This window comes from Pseudomonas sihuiensis, assembly GCF_900106015.1.
GTDB lineage: Bacteria > Pseudomonadota > Gammaproteobacteria > Pseudomonadales > Pseudomonadaceae > Aquipseudomonas > Aquipseudomonas sihuiensis.
Map to the genome: position 1 here is coordinate 1,874,619 of NZ_LT629797.1, position 21,011 is coordinate 1,895,629.

The following is a 21,011-nucleotide window of genomic DNA, read 5'->3' on the forward strand; positions in this document are numbered from 1 at the left end:
GATCACGGACGAGACGAAGCCGGCGCCTGTGCGCCGGCTTTTTCTTTCTGCCGCTCGAGAAAGTCCACCTTCCACTGTTCCAGACCGATGTAGTCGCTATCCAGGTTGGCCTCGACGCGATAGCTCGCCTTGAGCGCGGCAACCTGAGCCGAGCGCTCGGCAAGAAAGCGATCGAAACGCGCGATCAGCTGTGGATGACGAGCGCTGGACAGGTGAAAGCTGCCGCGGGTATGCGGCAACTTGGGATCAAAGACCAAAGCACCCGGTCGCGCCCGGATGTTGTCCAGATAATGGGTGGCCACCACCACGTTGAAGTAGGCGCCATCAGTGTCCTGCTTCAACGCCAGGCGAATCATCTGGCGTAGATCATCGCTGTAGCTCAGCTGGATCTGCCCACTGTCGATGGCATCTTCGTATCCACGCGGCGTCCAGCCCTGCACCATGGCCAGACGACGGATGTTCTCCAACGCCTGGCCCTGCCGCTGCGGCGCCACCAGCACGCCGTCGACGTAATCGACCACCGCCTGGCTGTAGTGCAAGGTCATGCCTGCTTTCTGCGCGCCGGCCCAGTACGGGCTGTCGGGATACTTGAGATCGATCTCGCCACGCTGCAGGGCAGGCAGCAACTGATCCACGGGTAGCGCCTTGTAGCTCAGGCTGATACCGCTGTCGGCAGCGAAAGCGTCCAGCACCTCACGAGCGAAGCCACGGTACTGACCTTCGCCATCGAGGCTGTAGTGCGGGGCGAATGGCAGGTCCTCGACGCCGACTACATAGGTCTGCGCCAGGGCAGCGGGCGTCAGCATAATGGTGGAAAACAGGCACAGTCGTACGGGCTGCATTGAAAGCCTCCTTATTGTTGTTTTGAGATTGCAGTGAGGGCTTAGTGTCGCGTCAGGCATTAGATGTCGGTCAGGCGTCAGGCCTGAGTAGGAGCCCCGCCTCGGGGCGAAGCTTTTCAGTCGTCTGAACCGGCCCATGCGCCGCGGGGCGCGGCTCCTACAAGGACTCTGCAGCCTGCTGTAATTGATGTGGCGGTCTCGGCCCATAGGCAACAGATTATTCGTCTCGCGACACTAACCGCCGGTCATGCTCATGAAGCGCACCACCTGCACCTGCTCGTCGGTGGCGAAATGGTGCCGCTCGGGCTTCAGACGCAACGCCTCGATCAGTGCCTGGCGTAGGCGCTCGCTGTCACCCGGATGCGCGCGCAGCAGGCGCTTGAGATCCAGCGCGTTGTCGTGGCCGAGACAGAGCACCAGCTTGCCCTCGGCGGTGACACGCACACGGTTGCAGTCGCCGCAGAAGTTGTGGCTGTGCGGCGAGATGAAACCTACCTGGGTCTGCGTACCGACCACCTGCCAGTAGCGCGATGGCCCGCCAGTGACCTTGCTGCTACGCACCAGTGCATGGCGCTGCTCGATGCGCTGGCGCACCTCATCGCTGGAGCAGAAGGTCTGCTCGCGGCTGTGGCTGACCACGCTGCCCAGCGGCATTTCCTCGATGAAGCTGATGTCCAGCCCGCGCTCGACGGCAAACTCGACCAGATCCAGCACCTCATCGTCGTTGCGCCCGCTCTGCACCACACTGTTGAGCTTGATCCTGTCGAAGCCTGCGGCACGCGCGGCGTCGATGCCGGCCAGCACCTGGTCGAGCTTGTCACGTCGGGTGAAGGCGGCGAAGCGCTCGCGCTGCAGTGAATCCAGGCTGATGTTCAAGCGCCGCACACCCGCCGCGCGCAACGGCGCGGCCATCTCCGCCAGTTGCGAGCCATTGGTGGTAATGGCCAGGTCATCCAGCTCGTCACGCTCACCCAGGCGCTGCAACAGGCTCAGCAGATTCTTGCGTACCAATGGCTCGCCACCGGTGATACGAATACGCCGCACGCCCAGCCCGATAAAGGCGTCGGCCACGGCATACAGCTCTTCCAGGCTGAGAATCTGCGCACGCGGCGCGAACTGCATGTCTTCACTCATGCAGTAGGTGCAGCGAAAATCGCAGCGATCGGTCGCCGACAAACGCAGGTAGGTGATGCGCCGACCGAATGGGTCGACGAGCTGATGGGTATTCACGGTGGGTCTCCTGCAGCGTCACGCGCCGAGACTTTTTGTCATGGATAACGCTATGCGCGATAGAAACAGAAAAGCGAATTCTTGTATACAGAAATTTGACCCGAGAGTCAGTTAAACGCTGAGCAGCCCGTGGCCGCTGGCTTGAGCCTCGCGCAAAGCCGGTGCTACCATGCCCGACCGCCGCCCGGCGGCAGAGCAAACCACAGGGCCTTATGACCAGCATTCGCGAGCGTAACAAAGAGCTCATCCTGCGCGCAGCCAGCGAAGAGTTCGCCGACAAGGGCTTCGCCGCCACCAAGACCAGCGACATTGCGGCCAAGGCAGGCCTGCCCAAGCCCAACGTCTACTACTACTTCAAGTCCAAGGAAAACCTCTACCGCGAGGTCCTGGAAAGCATCATCGAGCCACTGCTGGCCGCCTCTGCCCCCTTCAACCAGCCGGGCCATCCGAGCGAAGTGCTGACCGCCTACATCCGCTCGAAGATCCGCATCTCCCGTGAACTGCCGCATGCCTCCAAGGTATTTGCCAGCGAGATCATGCACGGTGCGCCGCACCTGTCGCCGGAACAGACCGAACAGCTCAACGCCCAGGCCAAGCACAACATCGCCTGCATCCAGCGCTGGATCGATCAGGGCCTGATGGCGAAAGTCGACCCGCATCACCTGCTGTTCAGCATCTGGGCAGCGACCCAGACCTACGCCGACTTCGACTGGCAGATCTCCACCGTCACCGGCAAGGCCAGCCTGGACGACGCCGACTACGAAGCCGCCGCGCAGACCATCATTCGCCTGGTGCTCAAAGGCTGTGATGTCAGCCCGATGCCGTCGATGGCCTCCGAACTGGTGACCAGCGCCTAGGCGACTGTTCCGTTGTAGGGTTTCCCGACATCCGTCACCGTAGGGCGTGCATACGCCGAGCGCTCGAGCGCAGTACGCCATTTCCGGGTTTTGGCGGACTGCTCGCTGGCGCTCGCTGAGTCCGCCCTACGCCTGCCCTGAGATTTCACGTCCAGCTTCGGCCTTCAGACCACATCCCGTAGGCCGTACTCGCGCAGCAGTACGCCGTTGCAATGGCTGACTGTTCGCGTCGCTACGAGCGGCCGGCGATCCGGTCAGCCCTACGACTGCTCTGGAACCCTACACCCCCGCATCCGCCTTCAGGCCGAGCGACTCCAGCGCACTCACCGCACACTGCTCGTCGATATCCGAGGTGTCGCCGGTGATGCCGACGGCGCCGATCACTTCGCCGCGTTCATCGCGAATCAATACCCCTCCCGGCGCGGGTACCAGGCTGCCTTGAGCCAGGTTGTTCACCGCCCCGATAAAGGCCGGGCGCTGCTGCGCGTCGGCGGCGATCAGGCGCGAGCCCTTGCCCAGGGCCAGCGCGCCCCAGGCCTTGCCGATGGCGATCTGCGGGCGCAGCAGGCTGGCGCCGTCCTCGCGCTGCAGGCTGATCAGATGCCCGCCAGCATCCAGTACGGCGACGGTCAGCGGCGCCGCCTTTATCTCGCGGCCCACGGCCAGCGCGCGGTTACCGATGGCGTTGGCGGTTTGCAGGTTCAAGTTGCTCATGCTGGTGACTCCTGAAGTGACGAAGGGAACGAAACACCCGGAGCGAAACCGGCACTGCGCACGCCGACAGCCCTAGGCAATCCAAAGCTCGCCCTCACTATCCCACCAGAAACAAAAAATTCAACCACTACATACAATATTATTTTTTATTGTATACATTAATCGCGACACATCTCTTCGCTTGCACTGCCAACCCCGTCAAACGGGCGTTTCAAAAGAATTTGGCCCAGGCGACAGGCTGCATCGGAAAAAATGTTGACCGCGAAGTCATGGCCTGCATAGAATCCGAGCCAGGTGTTTTGTATACAATCTGATAACAAAAGAGGCACAAGATTATGGCCAGAATGAGAGCAATCGAGGCAGCCGTACTGGTTATGCGCCGCGAAGGCGTCGATACCGCGTTCGGCGTCCCCGGCGCTGCCATCAACCCCCTGTATGCCGCACTGAAGAAACTCGGTGGCATCGATCACGTCCTGGCCCGTCACGTCGAAGGCGCTTCGCACATGGCCGAGGGTTACACCCGCACCAATGCCGGCAATATCGGCGTGTGCATCGGCACCTCGGGCCCGGCCGGCACCGACATGGTCACCGGTCTGTACTCGGCCTCGGCCGACTCCATCCCGATTCTGTGCATCACCGGCCAGGCGCCGCGTGCGCGTATGCACAAGGAAGATTTCCAGGCGGTCGACATCACCAGCATCGTCGGCCCGGTAACCAAGTGGGCCACCACCGTGATGGAACCCGGCCAGGTGCCGCGCGCCTTCCAGCGTGCCTTCCATGAAATGCGCAGCGGCCGCCCCGGCCCAGTGCTGATCGACCTGCCGTTCGACGTGCAGATGGCCGAGATCGAATTCGATATCGACGCCTACGAGCCGCTGCCGGTGGCCAAGCCGACCACCAGCCGCGTCCAGGCCGAGAAGGCCATCGCCATGCTCAACGACGCCGAGCGCCCGCTGCTGGTCGCCGGTGGCGGCATCTTCAATGCCGACGCGCAAGACAAGCTGGTGGAGTTCGCCGAGCTGACCGGTGTACCGGTGGTGCCGACCCTGATGGGCTGGGGCGCGATTCCGGACGATCACAAGCTGATGGTCGGCATGGTCGGTCTGCAGACCTCGCACCGCTACGGCAACGCCACCCTGCTCGCTTCCGACCTGGTGTTCGGCATCGGCAACCGTTGGGCCAACCGCCACACCGGCTCGGTCGACGTCTACACCGAGGGCCGCAAGTTCATCCACGTCGACATCGAACCGACCCAGATTGGCCGCGTGTTCAACCCGGACCTGGGTATCGCCTCCGACGCCGGCAACGCGCTGGACGCCTTCCTCGAGGTTGCCCGCGAGTGGAAAGCCGCTGGCAAGCTGAAGGACCGCAGCGCCTGGGTCGAAGCCTGCCGCGAGCGCAAGCGCACCCTGCAGCGCAAGACCCACTTCGACAACGTGCCGGCCAAGCCGCAGCGCGTCTACGAAGAGATGAACGAAGCCTTCGGCAAGGACACCTGCTACGTCAGCACCATCGGTCTGTCGCAGATCGCCGGCGCGCAGTTCCTGCACGTGTACAAGCCGCGCCACTGGATCAACTGCGGCCAGGCCGGCCCGCTGGGCTGGACCATTCCGGCAGCCCTGGGTGTGGTCAAGGCCGACCCGCAGCGTCAGGTCGTGGCACTGTCTGGCGACTATGACTTCCAGTTCATGATCGAGGAGCTGGCCGTCGGCGCGCAGTTCAACCTGCCGTACATCCACGTGCTGGTGAACAACTCCTACCTGGGCCTGATCCGTCAGGCGCAGCGCGGCTTCGACATCGATTACTGCGTGCAGCTGGCGTTCGAGAACATCAACGCGCCGGAGCTCAACGGTTACGGCGTCGATCACGTCGCCGTGGTCGAGGGCCTGGGCTGCAAGGCGATCCGCGTGTTCGACCCGAACGAGCTGCAGAACGCCTTCGCCGAAGCCAAGCGCCTGATGGCCGAGCACCGCGTACCGGTGGTGGTGGAGATCATCCTGGAGCGTGTCACCAACATCTCCATGGGCACCGAGATCAACGCCATCAACGAGTTCGAGGAACTGGCCGAGCGCGGCGTCGACGCCCCGACCGCCATCTCGCTGCTGGATTGATCAGTACGCCGGGTGTGCCACGCGCACCCGGCCACCACGACGTAGCCCGGATGCAATCCGGGAAGACCGCAACATCGCCCCGGATTGCATCCGGGCTACGACAAGGAGCACACCATGCCCCGTTTTGCTGCCAACCTGTCCATGCTGTTCACCGAAGTGGACTTTCTGGACCGTTTCGCCGCCGCCGCCGAAGCCGGTTTCAGCGGCGTGGAATACCTCTTCCCCTATGACTTCCCGGTGGAAGAGATCAAGGCCCGCCTGGACGCCAACAAGCTCGAGCAGGTGCTGTTCAACCTGCCGGCAGGCGACTGGGGCAAGGGCGAGCGCGGCATCGCCTGCCACCCGGATCGCGTCGAGGAATTCCGCGCCGGCGTCGACCAGGCCATTGCCTACGCCAAGGTGCTGGGCAACAAGCAGATCAACTGCCTGGCCGGCATCCGCCCGCAGGGCGTGGATTGCGCCACCGTCGAGAAGACCTTCGTCGACAACCTGCGCTATGCGGCCGACAAGCTGGCTGGCGCCGGCATTCGCCTGGTCATGGAAGCCATCAACACCCGTGACATTCCCGGCTTCTACCTCAGCACCACCAAGCAGGCCCTGGACATCCGCGACAAGGTCGGCAGCACCAACCTGTACCTGCAGTACGACATCTACCACATGCAGATCATGGAAGGTGACCTGGCCCGCACGGTTGAAAGCAACCTGGCCGCCATCAACCACGTGCAGCTGGCCGACAACCCGGGCCGCAACGAGCCGGGCACCGGCGAGATCAACTACCGCTTCCTCTTCGAGCACCTGGATCGCATCGGCTACCAGGGCTGGATCGGCTGTGAGTACAAGCCGCTGACCACCACAACCGCCGGCCTCGGCTGGCTGAAAACCCATAACGCGATCTGACAGGCGACAGCGGAGCTCTGTAGGAGCGGGTTCACCCGCGAACACCGGCGAAGCCGGTGCCAGTCACCGCGGTGCCTGCTTCGCGGGTAAACCCGCTCCTACAGGGCTGTGCACCTGATTCAACAATTCAACGAGGTTATCTCTCATGGCTAAAATCGGATTCATCGGCACCGGCATCATGGGCAAGCCCATGGCGCAGAACCTGCAGAAGGCCGGCCACACCCTGTTCTTCTCCGAGCACTTCGACAAGGCGCCGGCCGACCTGGTTGGCGACAACGGCATCGCCCTGGCCAACCCGAAGGAAGTGGCCCAGGAAGCCGAATTCATCATCGTCATGGTCCCGGACACTCCGCAGGTCGAGGACGTGCTGTTCCGCGCCGACGGCGTTGCCGCTGGCGTCGGTGCCGGCAAGGTGGTGATCGACATGAGCTCGATCTCCCCCACCGCCACCAAGGCCTTCGCCGAGAAGATCAAGGCCACCGGCGCCGCCTACCTGGACGCCCCGGTGTCCGGCGGCGAAGTCGGTGCCAAGGCCGCCACCCTGTCGATCATGGTCGGCGGCTGCCCGAACGCCTTCGAACGCGCCCTGCCGCTGTTCCAGGCCATGGGCAAGAACATCACCCGCGTCGGCGGCAACGGTGACGGCCAGACCGCCAAGGTGGCCAACCAGATCATCGTCGCGCTGAACATCCAGGCGGTGGCCGAAGCACTGCTGTTCGCCGCCAAGAACGGCGCCGACCCGGCCAAGGTGCGTGAAGCGCTGATGGGCGGCTTCGCCGGCTCGAAGATCCTCGAAGTGCACGGCGAGCGCATGATCAAGGGCACCTTCGATCCGGGCTTCCGCATCAGCCTGCACCAGAAGGACCTCAACCTGGCGCTGTCCGGCGCCCGCGAGCTGGGCCTGAACCTGCCCAACACCGCCAACGCCCAGCAGGTGTTCAGCACCTGCGCGGCCCTCGGCGGCAGCGGCTGGGACCACTCTGCCCTGATCAAGGGTCTGGAGCATATGGCCAACTTCAATATCCGCGGCGAGTAACAGAGCGCCCTCTCAGGAAATCCGTGGGAGGGGCTTTAGCCGCGACTGTCGCCGCTGAAGCGCCTCCCACAGATCCCGAAGGCCGCGTTTCGCCCACCCTTTCGACCTTCCTGGCAGGAGGTGTCACGGCCCGATTGCCAGGTTGGTCGATTCCATTCCCCAGGCGCTGCCACGCGGCGCCTGCGGACTGGAATCGATCCACCGAGAGAACATTGATCGTTCCCACGCTCTGCGTAGGCATACATCCCGTGACGCTCCGCGTCACACAACAGCAGACGCCTTAGCGTCTCGCCAGGCGTTACCACGCGGACGTGGGAACGATCATCCAGCGTCACCCCCAGAACAAGAGAACACCGCCATGACCTTCGATCCGCAACGCCTGCTGCGCGACCTGTTCGCCACCGCCATCGCCGCCGCGCATCCGCGCCAGGTGCTGGCCGACTTTCTTCCCGCCGACCGCAGCGGCCGCGTCATCGTCATCGGCGCGGGCAAGGCCGCGGCGGCCATGGCCGAGGTGATCGAGCAGGAGTGGCAAGGCGAGGTCAGCGGCCTGGTGGTGACCCGCTACGAGCACGGCGCCGACTGCAAGAAGATCGAAGTGGTGGAAGCCGCCCACCCGGTACCGGACGACGCCGGCGAGCGTGTCGCCCGCCGCGTGCTGGAGCTGGTGTCGAACCTGTCCGAAGACGACCGGGTGATCTTCCTCCTCTCCGGCGGCGGCTCCTCGCTGCTGGCGCTGCCGGCAGACGGCATCAGCCTCAAGGACAAGCAGGCGATCAACAAGGCGCTGCTGAAATCCGGCGCCACCATCGGCGAGATGAACTGCGTGCGCAAGCACCTCTCGGCGATCAAGGGCGGCCGCCTGGCCAAGGCCTGCTGGCCGGCCACCGTGTACACCTACGCCATCTCCGACGTGCCCGGCGACGAGGCCACGGTGATCGCTTCCGGTCCCACCGTGGGCGACCCCACCACCTCGGCCGAAGCCCTGGCGATTCTCGCCCGCTACGCCATCGACATCCCGGCCAACGTGCGCGCCTGGCTGCAGGACCCACGCTCGGAAACGGTCAAGCCCGGCGACCCGGTACTCGCCCGTAGCCACTTCCAGCTGATCGCCACACCGCAGCAATCGCTCGACGCCGCCGCCGCCAAGGCCGAGGCAGCCGGACTGCCGGTGCTGATTCTCGGCGACCTGGAAGGCGAGTCGCGCGACGTGGCCAAGGTGCATGCCGGCATCGCCCGCCAGGTGCAACTGCACGGCCAGCCGATCAAGCCGCCGTGCGTGATTCTTTCCGGCGGCGAAACCACCGTCACCGTACGCGGCAACGGCCGTGGCGGGCGCAACGCCGAATTCCTCCTCAGCCTCACCGACAGCCTCAAGGGCCTGCCCGGCGTCTACGCGCTGGCCGGCGACACCGACGGCATCGACGGCTCCGAAGACAACGCCGGCGCCATCATGACGCCCTACAGCTACGCCCGCGCCGGCATCAAGGGCCTGTCCGCCCGCGACGAACTGGACAACAACAACGGCTATGGCTACTTCGCCGCCCTCGACGAGCTGATCGTCACCGGCCCGACCCGTACCAACGTCAACGATTTCCGCGCCATTCTGATTCTCGAGAACAACCAATGAACGCCGACAAGAAAGTAAAGATCCTCGCCACCCTCGGCCCGGCCATCCGCGACGCCACGCATATCCGCCAGTTGGTCGAGGCCGGGGTCAACCTGTTCCGCCTCAACTTCAGCCACGGCGAACACGCCGACCACGCCCAGCGCTACCAGTGGGTGCGCGAGGTAGAGCGCGAGCTGAACCAGCCCATCGGCATCCTTATGGACCTGCAGGGGCCCAAGCTGCGCGTCGGCCGTTTCGCCGAAGGCAAGGTGCAGCTGGTCAACGGCCAGAGCCTGCGCCTGGACCTGGACGCCACGCCCGGCGACGCCAGCCGGGTCAACCTGCCCCACCCGGAAATCATCGAAGCCCTGCAGCCGGGCATGAGCCTGCTGCTGGACGACGGCCGCCTGCGCCTGAAAGTGACCGGCAAGCAGGCCGATGCGGTAGACACCTGCGTGATCGCCGGTGGCGAGCTGTCCGACCGCAAGGGCGTCAACGTGCCCGAGGCGGTGCTGCAACTGTCGCCGCTGACCGAAAAGGATCGTCGCGACCTGGCCTTCGGCCTGGAGCTGGGCGTGGACTGGGTGGCGCTGTCCTTCGTACAGCGCCCCGAGGACATCGTCGAAGCCCGTGAGCTGATTGGCGGCAAGGCCTTCCTGATGGCCAAGATCGAGAAGCCCTCGGCGGTGCAGCATCTCGAAGAAATCGCCAAGCTGTGCGACGCCATCATGGTGGCGCGCGGCGATCTGGGCGTGGAAGTGCCGGCCGAGAACGTGCCGCGCATTCAGAAGGACATCGTGCGCACCTGCCGCCAACTGGGCCGCCCGGTAGTGGTCGCCACGCAGATGCTCGAATCCATGCGCTTCTCCCCGGCGCCGACCCGCGCCGAGGTCACCGATGTGGCCAACGCCGTGGCCGAAGGCGCCGATGCGGTGATGCTGTCGGCCGAGACCGCCTCCGGCGACTACCCGCTGGAAACCGTGCAGATGATGAGCAAGATCATCCGCCAGGTGGAAAACGGCCCGGACTACCAGAGCCAGCTCGACGTCGGCCGCCCGCAGGCAGAAGCCACCGCCAGCGACGCCATCAGTTGCGCCATCCGCCGCATCAGTTCGATCCTGCCGGTGGCGGCCCTGGTCAACTACACCGAATCCGGTGCCAGCAGCCTGCGCGCCTCGCGCGAGCGGCCCAAGGCGCCGATCTTGAGCCTGACGCCGAGCCTGACCACCGCCCGCCGCCTGACCGTGGCCTGGGGCATCTACTCGGTGGTCAACGAGCGCCTGCGCCGGGTCGAGGAAGTCACCAGCACCGCGCTGGAGATCGCCCAGGCCCAGGACATGGCCAAGCGCGGCGAAACCGTGGTGATCACCGCCGGCGAACCCTTCGGCCAGCCCGGCAGCACCAACAGCCTGAGGATCGAAACGCTGCATTGACTCACCCCGTAGCCCGGATGAAATCCGGGGAATGCTCGACTGCTGCTTCCCGGCTTTCATCCGGGCTACGCATAAAGCCAACGTAGGGTGTCGCGGGGCCGCCTAGGCCTTGCGTACCTGCTATGGCAAAGCGGTTTTGGTGCGCACGGCGCACCTTACACGGCTCCTCCAAACGACACGGACGCCCCCCCTCTCCCGCTTGCGGGAGAGGGGCTGGGGGGAGAGGGCTCTCTTGGCGCATACATCATGCCTCCACTACCAACCTCACACCCTGCCCTGCAAAGCCTGCGCGCCCTGCTCAGCGGCTTCGCCCAGATCTTCCTGCAACAGCACCCAGGTTGCGGCCTGCTGGTACTGCTCGCCATTCTGATCGGCGCACCCGAGCTGCTACCCGGTGCCCTGCTCGGCGGCCTGACCTCGACGTGGGTGGCGCAGCGCCGTGGCTACCCGGAAGCGGACATCGCCATTGGTCTGTACGGCTACAACGGCGTCCTGCTCGGCCTGCTGCTCAGCCTGAAACTGCCGTGGACGCCGCTGCTGCCCGGGCTGATCGTCGCCAGCGCCACCCTGTCCAGCCTGCTGCTGGCACCCTGGATGCGGCGCATGCGCCAGCATGGCTGGCTGCCCGCCTTCACCTTTCCCTTCGTGCTGCTGGGTTGGCTGCTGCTGGCACTGCTCGCTCAGCTGGAGCTGTCAGCTGCACCCCCAGCCAGCACGCCCGACGCGCCGGCGCTGAACCTCCTGCAGCTGATACTCGCCGTGCTGCGTGGCCTCGGTCAGGTGATCTTCCTCGACTCGCCACTGGCCGGCCTGTGCCTCCTGCTCGGCTTGCGCCTGGCCGATGGCCGCATGGCGCTATGGGCGCTGCTGGGTTCTAGCAGCGGCTTCGCCCTGGCGATTTTCCATGGTTGGCCCAGCGATGGTGCCCTCGCCGGCCTCTACGGCTATAACGCCACCCTCGCCTCCATCGCACTGGCCCAGGTACACCGCAACCTCTGGGTGCCCGCCCTCGGCATCCTGCTCGCCCTGCTGCTGCAGCCCGGTTTCAGTGCCCTCGGCCTGCCGGCACTGACCATGCCCTTCATCCTCGCCTGCTGGCTGATCAGGGCCGGTGCACAAAGTTGGCAAAAGGCAGTCAAGGACAGCACCCCGACGTTCTAGAATCGCGCAACCGACCGCAAAGGGAGCGCGCGGAACATGGACAGACGAATTCTCGGCCTCAGCTTGCTACTGGCAACCGCTGCGACCTGCGCAGAGTCAAACCCGAGCCTGATCGGCCCGGTCAGCGATATCGTGGTGATCGCAGATGGACTCGGCCCGGAGCAAGACAACTGCCAGAGCTTCAAGGTCGGCGAAGCAATGGTCGCCGATTTCCTGCGTCACGCCCTCCTCATCACCCACCGCCATGAGCACGACTGGCACCTCCACGGCCCCTGCCAGGCCCATGGAACCTTGAGCACCCGTTACGGTGAATGGCAGTGGCAGCTACTCAATCTGGGCACCGCGCGGATTACAGCGGCCACCGGTGAAACCTTCGTGCTCGGTGATCCGCGGGAGGAGTCTTTGCTGGAAGGGGATTGAGAACAGAGCAGCAAGCGCAACCACGACCTTGCCCTCACTGCGCCTTACTGCCTAGGCTGTGCCCTTTCGCTTAATTTGGACCTTGCCATGGAAAACCGGCAGAGCTGGCGTCAACGCATCTACATCATCATCTTCGAAACCAGCACGCCCGCGGCGCAGCGCTTCGACAACTGGCTGCTGGTGACCATCCTCGCCAGCCTGGTGGTGGTGATGCTCGACAGCATCGAGCACTTCCACAACCAGTACGCCGATGTGTTCGGCGCGCTGGAGTGGTTCTTCACCGCGCTATTCGCCATCGAGTACGGCTTGCGCCTGTACAGCTCGCCCAAACCGATGCGCTATGCCTTCAGTTTCTTCGGCCTGGTGGACCTGCTGGCGGTGCTGCCGGCCATCCTGGCGTTGATGTTCGCCGATGCGCAGTACCTGATGATCGTCCGCGTAATCCGCATGATCCGCATCTTCCGTGTGCTCAAGCTGCGCCAGTACCTGACCCAGGCCAACTTCCTGCTGGTGGCGCTGCGCGGCAGCAAGCAGAAGATCGTGGTGTTTCTGGTGAGCGTCTCGACCCTGGTCACCGTTTATGGCGCGCTGATGTACGTGATCGAAGGGCCTGCCAACGGCTTCACCAGCATTCCCACCGGTATCTATTGGGCGGTGGTGACGCTGACCACCGTGGGCTTCGGCGACATCACCCCGCAAACACCCGTAGGCCAGATGCTCGCTACGCTGGTGATGATCACCGGCTACTCGATCATCGCCGTGCCCACCGGCATTTTCACCGCCGAACTGGCCAACGCCATGCGCCAGGACGGGCTGATGGAGCACGACTGCCCGCATTGTCGGAAGAACCGTCACGAGCATAGTGCGGCGTTCTGCAGTCGCTGCGGTGGGCCATTGTTCAGCCGGCAGACGGGCACTTCATCGCCGACACCGGACGCACCTGAAACAGACTGAAGCAAAACCGATCGGCCATCGCGTGGTCATAAAGTCGCCCTGTGGGCTATAAAGCCCGACTTTTTAGCTGAAGGAAGCGCGCCATGGCCGTTACCACCAATGAATCCACGGCACCTGCCAAGGCTGCCTGGATTGGCCTGATTCTGGGCCCCTTGCTACTGCTCGTCTGCCTGGTCACCGAGCCGCCAGCCGGCCTCTCCAGCACCGCCTGGGCCACCATCGGCCTGACCTTGCTGATGGCCACCTGGTGGTCGACCGAAGCCATTCCGATTCCGGCCACTTCGCTGCTGCCAATCCTGTTGATCCCGGCGCTGGGCATCGACAGTCTCAACGCTGCGACCGCGCCCTATGCCAACCCGACCATCTACCTGTTCCTCGGTGGTTTCGTCCTGGGCCTGGCCATGGAGCGCTGGAACCTGCACAAGCGCATCGCGCTGATGACGCTGCTGGCCATGGGCAGCAGGCCCAGCAGGCAGATCGCCGGGTTCATGATGGCCACGGCCTTTCTCAGCATGTGGGTGAGCAACACCGCCACCACCATCATGATGCTGCCCATTGGCCTTTCGGTGATCGGCATGCTCACCAGCGAGCAGAGCACCAGCGAAGCCGACCGTGAGCGCTTCGCCACCGCCCTGCTGCTGGCAATCGCCTACGCCGCCAGCGTCGGCGGCATCGCCACGCTGATCGGCACCCCGCCCAACGCCCTGCTGGCTGCCTTCCTCGCCGACAACTATGACGTGCAGATCGGCTTCGGCCAGTGGATGCTGCTGGGCGTGCCGGTGGCGGTGCTCATGCTGGCGTTCATCTGGTGGTGGCTGACCCGTGGCGGTTTCAACCTTGCCGGTCATGACAGCACACAGCTGATTCGCAGCGAGCTGGCCGAGCTCGGCCCGCTGAGCCGTGGCGAGAAGCTGGTGGCACTGGTGTTCGTGGTCACCGCGCTGGCCTGGGTATTCCAACCGCTGATCTCCGGCTGGGTACCCGGCGTCAATGACACCAGCATCGCCATTGCTGCGGCGCTGGCGTTGTTCATGATTCCGGTGGACGTCAAACAGCGCGTGTTTCTGATGAACTGGGAAAGCGCCAGCAAACTGCCCTGGGGCGTGCTGCTGCTGTTCGGCGGCGGCCTGTCGCTGGCCGGGGTGATTCGCAGCACAGGTCTGGCCGAATGGATCGCACAGAGCCTCGGTGCGCTGGGCGCCCTGCCGGTGATCGCGATGATCGGCGTGGTGGTGCTGGTGATCATCTTCCTTACCGAGGTCACCTCCAATACTGCCACCGCAGCCGCCTTCCTGCCGCTGCTGGGGGCGCTGGCCGTATCGCAGGGCATGCCGGCCGAACTGCTGGCGATTCCTGCCGCCATCGCCGCCAGCTGCGCCTTCATGATGCCGGTGGCGACACCGCCTAACGCCATCGTGTTCGGCACCGGGCATATGAAGATACAGTCGATGATCAAGGCAGGCTTCGCCCTCAACCTGTTCGGCGTGGTGCTGGTGACGTTGATCTGCTATGTGCTGGTGGGCATGATCTGGGCGCATTGAGCCTGGATCGCACTAACAAGAACGGCGCCTTCGGGCGCCGTTTTCATGTGCGGTTGTAGGGTGAGTGCAACCTGCCAGGTCGATTTGCGGGTTTCACCCGCCCCGCGCAATCAGCGGTTCTGATACTGGCGAAACAACCCCGGCGGGATACCCGAACTGTCGGTTTCCTTCCACGGCCCGCCTGCTTGCGACGACCAGCTCCAGCCGCCGTCCCAGCGGTAGAAGATGCGCTCGCGGTAGTACAGATCACGCGCACCTTCGACTACATAGACGCCCAGCCCCGGGTTCCAGTGGCTCTTCACCCCAGGCGGCGGCGCGTAGCGCGGGTGCGACGGCTGCTGCACCGGCGGCAACTGGCCAACCGGTGTACTCGGTTGCTGCAATACGCAGCCGCTCAGGCCAAGCCCGAGTACGCAGGCCAGCACCAAACGCTTCACTATGGCTGCCCGTCGCGGCTGTCGATCAGTAGCGTCTGTAAGTCAGTGGCCGTGTTGGCCACCGGACCGCTCTGGCCGATCCATTCACCCTGAGTGGCATTGCCAGCGCGCGATATACGCGCCACCAGTTGTACCTGGTCGAATTGGGAGATTTTCAGCTGTGGCATCATCGCATCCACATCCGACAGGCTGACTTGCGCCGGCAGGTCGGAAACCTTCAGGCGCTTGACCGCCAACGGCACTGGCGGGCCACTGAGGGCACGGGCAAAGATGAACACGGCATCGTCCGGCTGCACGTTCTGCTGCACGTCGGGCGCCAGCGATACGCTGACCTGCAGCGCCTGAACCTTGGCGTCCGGCTCGGCTGCAGCGCTGGGCTGCTCGCCCTCAGCCATCTGCTGGCGGGCACGTTCGATACCACCGGCGATGGCCGCACGGGACGGATCCTGCTCCGGCAACACGGCGACCAGACGCTCCCAGTAGCGCACGGCATCGGCATAGCGCTGGCTTTCGTAGGCAGCGATACCCAGCAGACCGAGACTGGTGACCTCTTCCGGATCAGCCTGCAACGCTTCGTCGGTAAGCGCCTGCAGTTGCTCGTTCCACTGTTTGCCTTCGGCGAAATACAGCGCCTGCGCCCATTGGCCGAGCAGTTCCGGGGCACGCCCGGCGATCTCAACGGCACGCTCGAAGGCCTTGGCGGCATCGCCGGCACGCTCCTGCGCCATATAGGTACGACCGAGGAAGTACCAGGCCTCGGCAGACTCCGGCTGTTGCTGCACGGTCTGCTCCAGGCGCGCAGTCATCTCCTCGATGCTTTGCGGCTGCGCAGCGGCCAGTTGGCGAGTCTGTACGACCTCATCGACAGCGCCCCAGTGCAGATAAAGGGCAACCCCCAGCACCGGCACCAGCAGCGCCGACACCAGCGGAATCTTGCCGCCGAGCACGCTGCTGCGGCGCTGCACGCCTTCGGTATCATCCAGCAGCTCGCGCGCCGCCTCGGCACGACCGGCCTCCATCTGCGCTTCATCGAGCACGCCAGCCTGGAGTTGGTTTTCCAGCTCCTGCAGGCGCTCCTGATAGAGGGTGACGTTAAGTGCGGTACGGTCTTCTTCGGCCTGCAGCTTGCGAATACGCAGTACCGGAATCAGTAGAAACGCCAGGGCAGTCAGCAACAGCAGCCCGGCGGGCAACCAGAAATCGATCATCGGTCTTTGTTGTCCTGAGAGTTTTGCTCGAGCAACGCGGCGAGGCGCGCCTGCTCATCGACGGAGAGGCCAGCAGCAGAGCGGTCTTTGTTCTGGCCACGGCGGCGCAGAACGATCACCCCGAGCACACCGAAACCTATCAGCAGCAGGCCGGCCGGGCCGTACCAGAGCAGCAGCGTGCGACTGGTCAGCGGTGGCTTGTAGAGCACGAAGTCGCCATAGCGCGAGACCAGGAAATCAATGATTTCCTCGTTGCTCTTGCCCTCTTCGAGCATGCGGAAGATCTCATTGCGCAGGTCCATGGCGATCGGCGCATCGGAGTCGGCGATGTTCTGGTTCTGGCACTTCGGGCAGCGCAGCTCTTCGATCAGATTGCGATAGCGCTGACGCTCGGCCTCGTTGGCGAACTCGAAGGTATCGATGGCGGCATGGGCGCTGGCCAACAGCCCCAGTGCCAGACCGGCAGAAATCAGCAGACGTTTAGGCAGGCGCCATGAAAACGTCGCGAGCGAAGAGCAGGCAAGGCGAAAGCAGGCGAAGAAGCGGAGTTTACAAGTTGTAAATGAGCATTTGACCGGGCTGGCGCTCCAGCCTGTTTTCAACGCAGCATGATCGAGCGCAGTAGTTTTCATGGTGCCTGTGCCTCGTCGACCAGTTCTCGATAGATCGGCGCCAGCGTCTCGCGCCAGATCCGCTCGTCGATGGTGCCGACGAACTTGTGACGGATAATGCCCTTGGCATCGACGAAGAAGGTTTCCGGCGCGCCGTACACCCCCAGGTCCAGCCCCAGGCTGCCCTTGGCGTCCTCGATGTTGAGCTGATACGGATTGTGCAGGTCGCGCAGCCATTTCTGCGCCGGTTCGCGCTGATCCTTGTAGTTGACCCCATGGATCACCACGCCAGCCTCGGCCAGCTTGTTCAGCACCGGATGCTCGTGACGGCAGGCCGGGCACCAGGTGGCCCAGACGTTGACCAGCGCAGGCCGGCCCTTGATGTCAGCCTCGCTGAGGGTGCGCTCGGGATCGTCCAGCGCCGGCAGGCTGAAAGCCGGAAACGGCTTGCCGATCAGCGCCGAGGGCAACTCGGACGGGTCGAGGAACAGGCCGCGATAGAGGAATACGGCAATCGCCAGAAAGGCCAGCAGCGGCAACAGCAGAAGCAGGCGTCTCATGCGCTGGCCTCCTGCATGCCCAGGGCTTCGCGCACGCGGGTTCTGACCTTGATGCGGTAGCGCTTGTCGGCTGCAGCGAGGAAGCCACCGAGGCCCATCAGCAGCGCACCCAGCCAGATCCAGCGGACGAACGGTTTGATGTGAATGCGTACGGCCCAGGCGCCCTGCTCCAGCGGCTCGCCGAGGGCGACGAACAGGTCGCGAGTGAAGCCGGCATCGATGCCCGCCTCGGTCATGGTCGCCTGCTGCACGGTGTACAGGCGCTTCTCCGGGTGCAGCACGCTGATCTGCCGCTCGCCGTCGAACACACGCACCGTGCCCTTGTCGGAAATGAAGTTGGGGCCTTCATGATGCACCGCGCCCTCAAACTGGAAGCGATAGCCGCCCAATTCCACCGAGTCACCCGGCGCCATACGCAGATCGCGCTCGTAGCTGCCAAGGCTGGTGAGCACCACACCCAGGGCGCATACGGCGAAACCGAAGTGCGCCATCTGCATGCCCCAGTAGCTGCGGCCCAGGCTCGGCAGGCCTTTTAGCAGGCCCTTGTGCCGGGTCTTGTCGAGGATGTCGCGCACGCCAGCCAGGATCACCCAGAAGGCCAGCAGGCAAACGGCCAGAACGGCCCAGTGGAAATCGCCATGCAGGAAAGTGGCGACTACCGCCAGCACCACGCTGGCCACCAGCACCGGTGCCAGCATGCTGCCCAACCATTTCAGCGGGGTATCCTTCCAGCGCACCAGCACGCCGACACTGATCACCGCCATCAGCAGTGCCATCAGCGGCAGGAACAGCGCGTTGAAGTAAGGCGGGCCGACCGACAGCTTGGCGCCGGTCAGCGCATCGAGCACCAGCGGGTAGAGGGTGCCGAGCAGAATCATCGCGGCCGACACCACCAGCACGATGTTGTTGACCAACAGCAGCGCCTCACGCGACCACAAGCCAAAGCCGACCTGGCTCTTGACCACCGGCGCGCGCACGGCGAACAACGCCAGCGAACCGCCCACCACCACCAGCAGGAAGGCGAGAATGAACACGCCGCGCTCCGGGTCGGTGGCAAAAGCATGCACGGAGGTCAGCACACCAGAGCGAACCAGGAAGGTACCCAGCAGGCTGAGGGAGAAGGCGGCGATGGCCAGCAGCACCGTCCAGCTCTTGAACACGCCGCGCTTCTCGGTCACGGCGAGAGAATGGATCAGCGCAGTGCCCACCAGCCAGGGCATGAAGGAGGCGTTCTCCACAGGGTCCCAGAACCACCAGCCGCCCCAGCCGAGCTCGTAGTAGGCCCACCAGGAGCCCAGGGCGATACCGATGCCGAGGAAGGCCCAGGCGACGATGGTCCAGGGACGCGACCAGCGCGCCCAGGCCGCATCCAGCTTGCCGCCAAGCAGCGCGGCGATGGCGAAGGCGAAGGCCACCGAAAAGCCGACATAGCCCATGTACAGCATCGGCGGATGCACGATCAGGCCGAAGTCCTGCAACAAGGGATTGAGGTCGCGGCCATCAGCCGGCGAGTTCGGCAGCAGACGTTCGAAGGGGTTGGAGGTGACGATCAGGAACAGCAGAAAACCGATGCTGATCATGCCCATCACTGCCAGCACACGGGCGAGCATCTCTTCCGGCAGGTGGCGCGAGAAGATCGCCACGGCGAAGGTCCAGCCCGCCAGAATCAACGCCCACAGCAGCAGGGAGCCTTCGTGTGCGCCCCACACCGCACTGAACTTGTAGTACCAGGGCAGTGCCGTGTTGGAGTTGTTGGCCACGTAGGCGACGGAGAAATCGTCGACCATGAATGCATAGGTCAGACAGATGAAGGAAAACAACAGAAAGGCGAACTGACCCCAGGCAGCCGGCTGCGCCAGGCTCATCCATTGGTGGTCACCGCGCCAGGCACCGATCAGCGGTAGCGTCGCCTGTACCAGGCACAGGCACAGCGCCAGAATCATCGCCAGATGGCCGAGCTCGGGAATCATTGTGCGCTCTCCTGCTGATAGCCTTGTTTGGCGGCCTTGGCCTCGTTGTGCTTCTGCATCATTCCGCTCTTTTCCAGCGCCTGCATGACTTCAGGCGGCATGTAGTTCTCGTCGTGCTTGGCCAGTACCTCGTCGGCCACCAACACGCCCTCTGCATTGACACGCCCCAGAGCGACGATGCCCTGCCCTTCACGAAACAGATCCGGCAGGATGCCGCTGTAGCGAATGGTCACGCCATGGGCGCCATCGGTGACGACGAAGTCGACTTCCAGGGTATCGGGGGAGCGCTTCACCGAGCCCTCTTCGACCAGACCACCGGCACGAATGCGCGTGCCCTCGGGCGCTTCGCCATTGGCGATCTGACTCGGGGTGTAGAACAGGTTGATGTTCTCCTGCAGCGCGGTCAGCGCCAGCGCCACGGCGATGCTGACGCCACAGAGGATGGCCAGAACGATGTACAGGCGTTTCTTGCGAACCGGATTCACTTCGACTTCTCCCGGCGCAAACGACGCGCCTCGTCTTGCAGGTAACGGCGGCGCGCCAGGATTGGCAGCACCACATTCAACGCCAGGATCGCCAGGCTGACGCCGTAGGCACTCCAGACGAATACACCATGAGTGCCCATGGCGAGAAACTCGGAGAACGACGCGAAACTCATGCCTTGCCCTCCACCAATGTCTGCACTTCGGCTTTCACCCAACTGCTGCGCGCTTCACGCTTGAGCACTTCAAGACGCATGCGATAGAGCAGTACGGCGCCGAAGAAGCAGTAGAACCCCAGCACCGCCAGCAGCAGCGGCAGCCACATCTCCATCGGCATGGCCGGTTTTTCGGTGATCTTGAAGGTGGCGGTCTGGTGCAGTGAGTTCCACCATTCCACCGAGTACTTGATGATCGGAATGTTGACCACACCGACGATGGCGAGCACGGCACAGGCCTTGGCGGCGCTGTCGCGGTTGCTGATCGCATTGCCCAGGGCGATGACGCCGAAATACAGGAACAGCAGGATCAGCATCGAGGTCAGGCGCGCGTCCCATACCCAGTAGGTGCCCCAGGTCGGTTTGCCCCAGATGGCACCGGTGAGCAGCGCGATGGCAGTCATCCAGGCGCCGATGGGGGCAGCCTGCTGCAGGGCGACATCGGCCAGCTTCATCTTCCACACCAGCCCGACCAGGCCGGCGATCGCCAGGGTCACGTAGATCGACTGCGCCAGGAAAGCCGCCGGAACATGAATGTAGATGATGCGAAAGCTATTGCCCTGCTGGTAGTCCGGCGGCGCGAACGCCAGGCCCCAGATCAGGCCAGCGGCGATCAGCAACACAGCAGCGATACTGAGCCAAGGCAGCCAGCGGCCGCTCATCTCATAGAACCACTTGGGCGAACCCCACTTGTGAAACCACGTCCAGTTCATTCAGTCGACT

The 21,011-nt window shown here is 64.1% G+C and carries 21 protein-coding genes; 10 read left to right on the plus strand and 11 right to left on the minus strand.

Annotated elements, in window-relative coordinates; genetic code table 11:
- Window positions 1–2 precede the first annotated feature (2 nt).
- Both BLT86_RS08815 and moaA read right to left on the minus strand, forming a co-directional pair.
- Complete coding sequence (locus BLT86_RS08815) at window positions 3–842, minus strand: substrate-binding periplasmic protein (protein ID WP_092376145.1); 840 nt, start codon at window positions 840–842, stop codon at window positions 3–5.
- 234 nt (window positions 843–1,076) lie between these two features.
- Window positions 1,077–2,072 carry a GTP 3',8-cyclase MoaA gene (gene moaA, locus BLT86_RS08820; RefSeq protein ID WP_055986321.1) on the minus strand — a complete coding sequence of 332 codons (996 nt, stop codon included), beginning with the start codon at window positions 2,070–2,072 and terminating at the stop codon, window positions 1,077–1,079.
- Window positions 2,073–2,284: 212 nt separating this feature from the next.
- Here moaA and BLT86_RS08825 point away from each other — a divergent pair, with 212 nt between their 5' ends.
- The gene (locus BLT86_RS08825) at window positions 2,285–2,929 is read left to right on the plus strand and encodes a TetR/AcrR family transcriptional regulator (RefSeq protein WP_055986324.1); all 645 of its coding nucleotides are present in this window, start codon (window positions 2,285–2,287) and stop codon (window positions 2,927–2,929) included.
- A 279-nt stretch (window positions 2,930–3,208) separates the two neighbouring features.
- On the opposite strand, the gene BLT86_RS08830 is transcribed toward BLT86_RS08825, so the two are convergent.
- On the minus strand, window positions 3,209–3,643 hold the full coding sequence (locus BLT86_RS08830) for a GlcG/HbpS family heme-binding protein (protein WP_021489605.1): 435 nt from the start codon (window positions 3,641–3,643) through the stop codon (window positions 3,209–3,211).
- A 335-nt stretch (window positions 3,644–3,978) separates the two neighbouring features.
- Between BLT86_RS08830 and gcl the strand changes: the two genes are divergently transcribed.
- The 9 genes from gcl to BLT86_RS08875 all read left to right on the plus strand — a co-directional run bounded on the left by gcl (window position 3,979) and on the right by BLT86_RS08875 (window position 14,805).
- Complete coding sequence (gene gcl / locus BLT86_RS08835; RefSeq protein ID WP_092376148.1) at window positions 3,979–5,754, plus strand: glyoxylate carboligase; 1,776 nt, start codon at window positions 3,979–3,981, stop codon at window positions 5,752–5,754.
- A 114-nt stretch (window positions 5,755–5,868) separates the two neighbouring features.
- On the plus strand, window positions 5,869–6,651 hold the full coding sequence (gene hyi / locus BLT86_RS08840; RefSeq protein ID WP_092376151.1) for a hydroxypyruvate isomerase: 783 nt from the start codon (window positions 5,869–5,871) through the stop codon (window positions 6,649–6,651).
- A 145-nt stretch (window positions 6,652–6,796) separates the two neighbouring features.
- Window positions 6,797–7,687 (plus strand): 2-hydroxy-3-oxopropionate reductase, encoded by an 891-nt coding sequence (locus BLT86_RS08845; protein ID WP_003243292.1) that lies wholly within the window; start codon window positions 6,797–6,799, stop codon window positions 7,685–7,687.
- A gap of 358 nt (window positions 7,688–8,045) precedes the next feature.
- Complete coding sequence (locus BLT86_RS08850) at window positions 8,046–9,317, plus strand: glycerate kinase type-2 family protein (protein WP_092376155.1); 1,272 nt, start codon at window positions 8,046–8,048, stop codon at window positions 9,315–9,317.
- Window positions 9,314–10,729, plus strand: coding sequence for a pyruvate kinase (gene pyk, locus BLT86_RS08855; RefSeq protein WP_092376158.1), 1,416 nt, complete (start codon window positions 9,314–9,316; stop codon window positions 10,727–10,729). Before BLT86_RS08850 ends, pyk begins: the two co-directional genes overlap by 4 nt.
- Window positions 10,730–10,975: 246 nt before the next feature.
- Window positions 10,976–11,890 (plus strand): urea transporter, encoded by a 915-nt coding sequence (locus BLT86_RS08860; RefSeq protein ID WP_017679195.1) that lies wholly within the window; start codon window positions 10,976–10,978, stop codon window positions 11,888–11,890.
- A 36-nt stretch (window positions 11,891–11,926) separates the two neighbouring features.
- Window positions 11,927–12,310 carry a hypothetical protein gene (locus tag BLT86_RS08865; RefSeq protein ID WP_017679194.1) on the plus strand — a complete coding sequence of 128 codons (384 nt, stop codon included), beginning with the start codon at window positions 11,927–11,929 and terminating at the stop codon, window positions 12,308–12,310.
- A gap of 87 nt (window positions 12,311–12,397) precedes the next feature.
- Window positions 12,398–13,264 carry an ion transporter gene (locus BLT86_RS08870; RefSeq protein ID WP_017679193.1) on the plus strand — a complete coding sequence of 289 codons (867 nt, stop codon included), beginning with the start codon at window positions 12,398–12,400 and terminating at the stop codon, window positions 13,262–13,264.
- 83 nt (window positions 13,265–13,347) lie between these two features.
- Entirely contained in the window at window positions 13,348–14,805 is a 1,458-nt protein-coding gene (locus BLT86_RS08875) for an SLC13 family permease (protein WP_017679192.1), read from the plus strand.
- A gap of 110 nt (window positions 14,806–14,915) precedes the next feature.
- Here BLT86_RS08875 and BLT86_RS08880 read toward each other — a convergent pair whose 3' ends face one another.
- From BLT86_RS08880 to BLT86_RS08915, 8 genes are all read right to left on the minus strand, one after another.
- Window positions 14,916–15,242 carry a hypothetical protein gene (locus BLT86_RS08880; protein ID WP_092376161.1) on the minus strand — a complete coding sequence of 109 codons (327 nt, stop codon included), beginning with the start codon at window positions 15,240–15,242 and terminating at the stop codon, window positions 14,916–14,918.
- Window positions 15,242–16,450, minus strand: coding sequence for a c-type cytochrome biogenesis protein CcmI (ccmI, locus tag BLT86_RS08885; protein ID WP_092376165.1), 1,209 nt, complete (start codon window positions 16,448–16,450; stop codon window positions 15,242–15,244). The genes BLT86_RS08880 and ccmI overlap by 1 nt, the downstream gene beginning before the upstream one ends.
- Window positions 16,447–16,938, minus strand: coding sequence for a cytochrome c-type biogenesis protein (locus BLT86_RS08890; RefSeq protein WP_092380375.1), 492 nt, complete (start codon window positions 16,936–16,938; stop codon window positions 16,447–16,449). The genes ccmI and BLT86_RS08890 overlap by 4 nt, the downstream gene beginning before the upstream one ends.
- Window positions 16,939–17,078: 140 nt before the next feature.
- On the minus strand, window positions 17,079–17,621 hold the full coding sequence (locus BLT86_RS08895) for a DsbE family thiol:disulfide interchange protein (RefSeq protein ID WP_092376168.1): 543 nt from the start codon (window positions 17,619–17,621) through the stop codon (window positions 17,079–17,081).
- Window positions 17,618–19,591 carry a heme lyase CcmF/NrfE family subunit gene (locus tag BLT86_RS08900; RefSeq protein ID WP_092376171.1) on the minus strand — a complete coding sequence of 658 codons (1,974 nt, stop codon included), beginning with the start codon at window positions 19,589–19,591 and terminating at the stop codon, window positions 17,618–17,620. Before BLT86_RS08900 ends, BLT86_RS08895 begins: the two co-directional genes overlap by 4 nt.
- Window positions 19,588–20,076, minus strand: a complete 489-nt coding sequence (gene ccmE / locus BLT86_RS08905) for a cytochrome c maturation protein CcmE (RefSeq protein ID WP_003460799.1) — start codon at window positions 20,074–20,076, stop codon at window positions 19,588–19,590. Before ccmE ends, BLT86_RS08900 begins: the two co-directional genes overlap by 4 nt.
- Complete coding sequence (gene ccmD / locus BLT86_RS08910; protein ID WP_003460798.1) at window positions 20,073–20,249, minus strand: heme exporter protein CcmD; 177 nt, start codon at window positions 20,247–20,249, stop codon at window positions 20,073–20,075. Before ccmD ends, ccmE begins: the two co-directional genes overlap by 4 nt.
- Window positions 20,246–21,001, minus strand: coding sequence for a heme ABC transporter permease (locus BLT86_RS08915; protein ID WP_021489620.1), 756 nt, complete (start codon window positions 20,999–21,001; stop codon window positions 20,246–20,248). The genes ccmD and BLT86_RS08915 overlap by 4 nt, the downstream gene beginning before the upstream one ends.
- Between the last annotated feature and the right edge of the window lie 10 nt (window positions 21,002–21,011).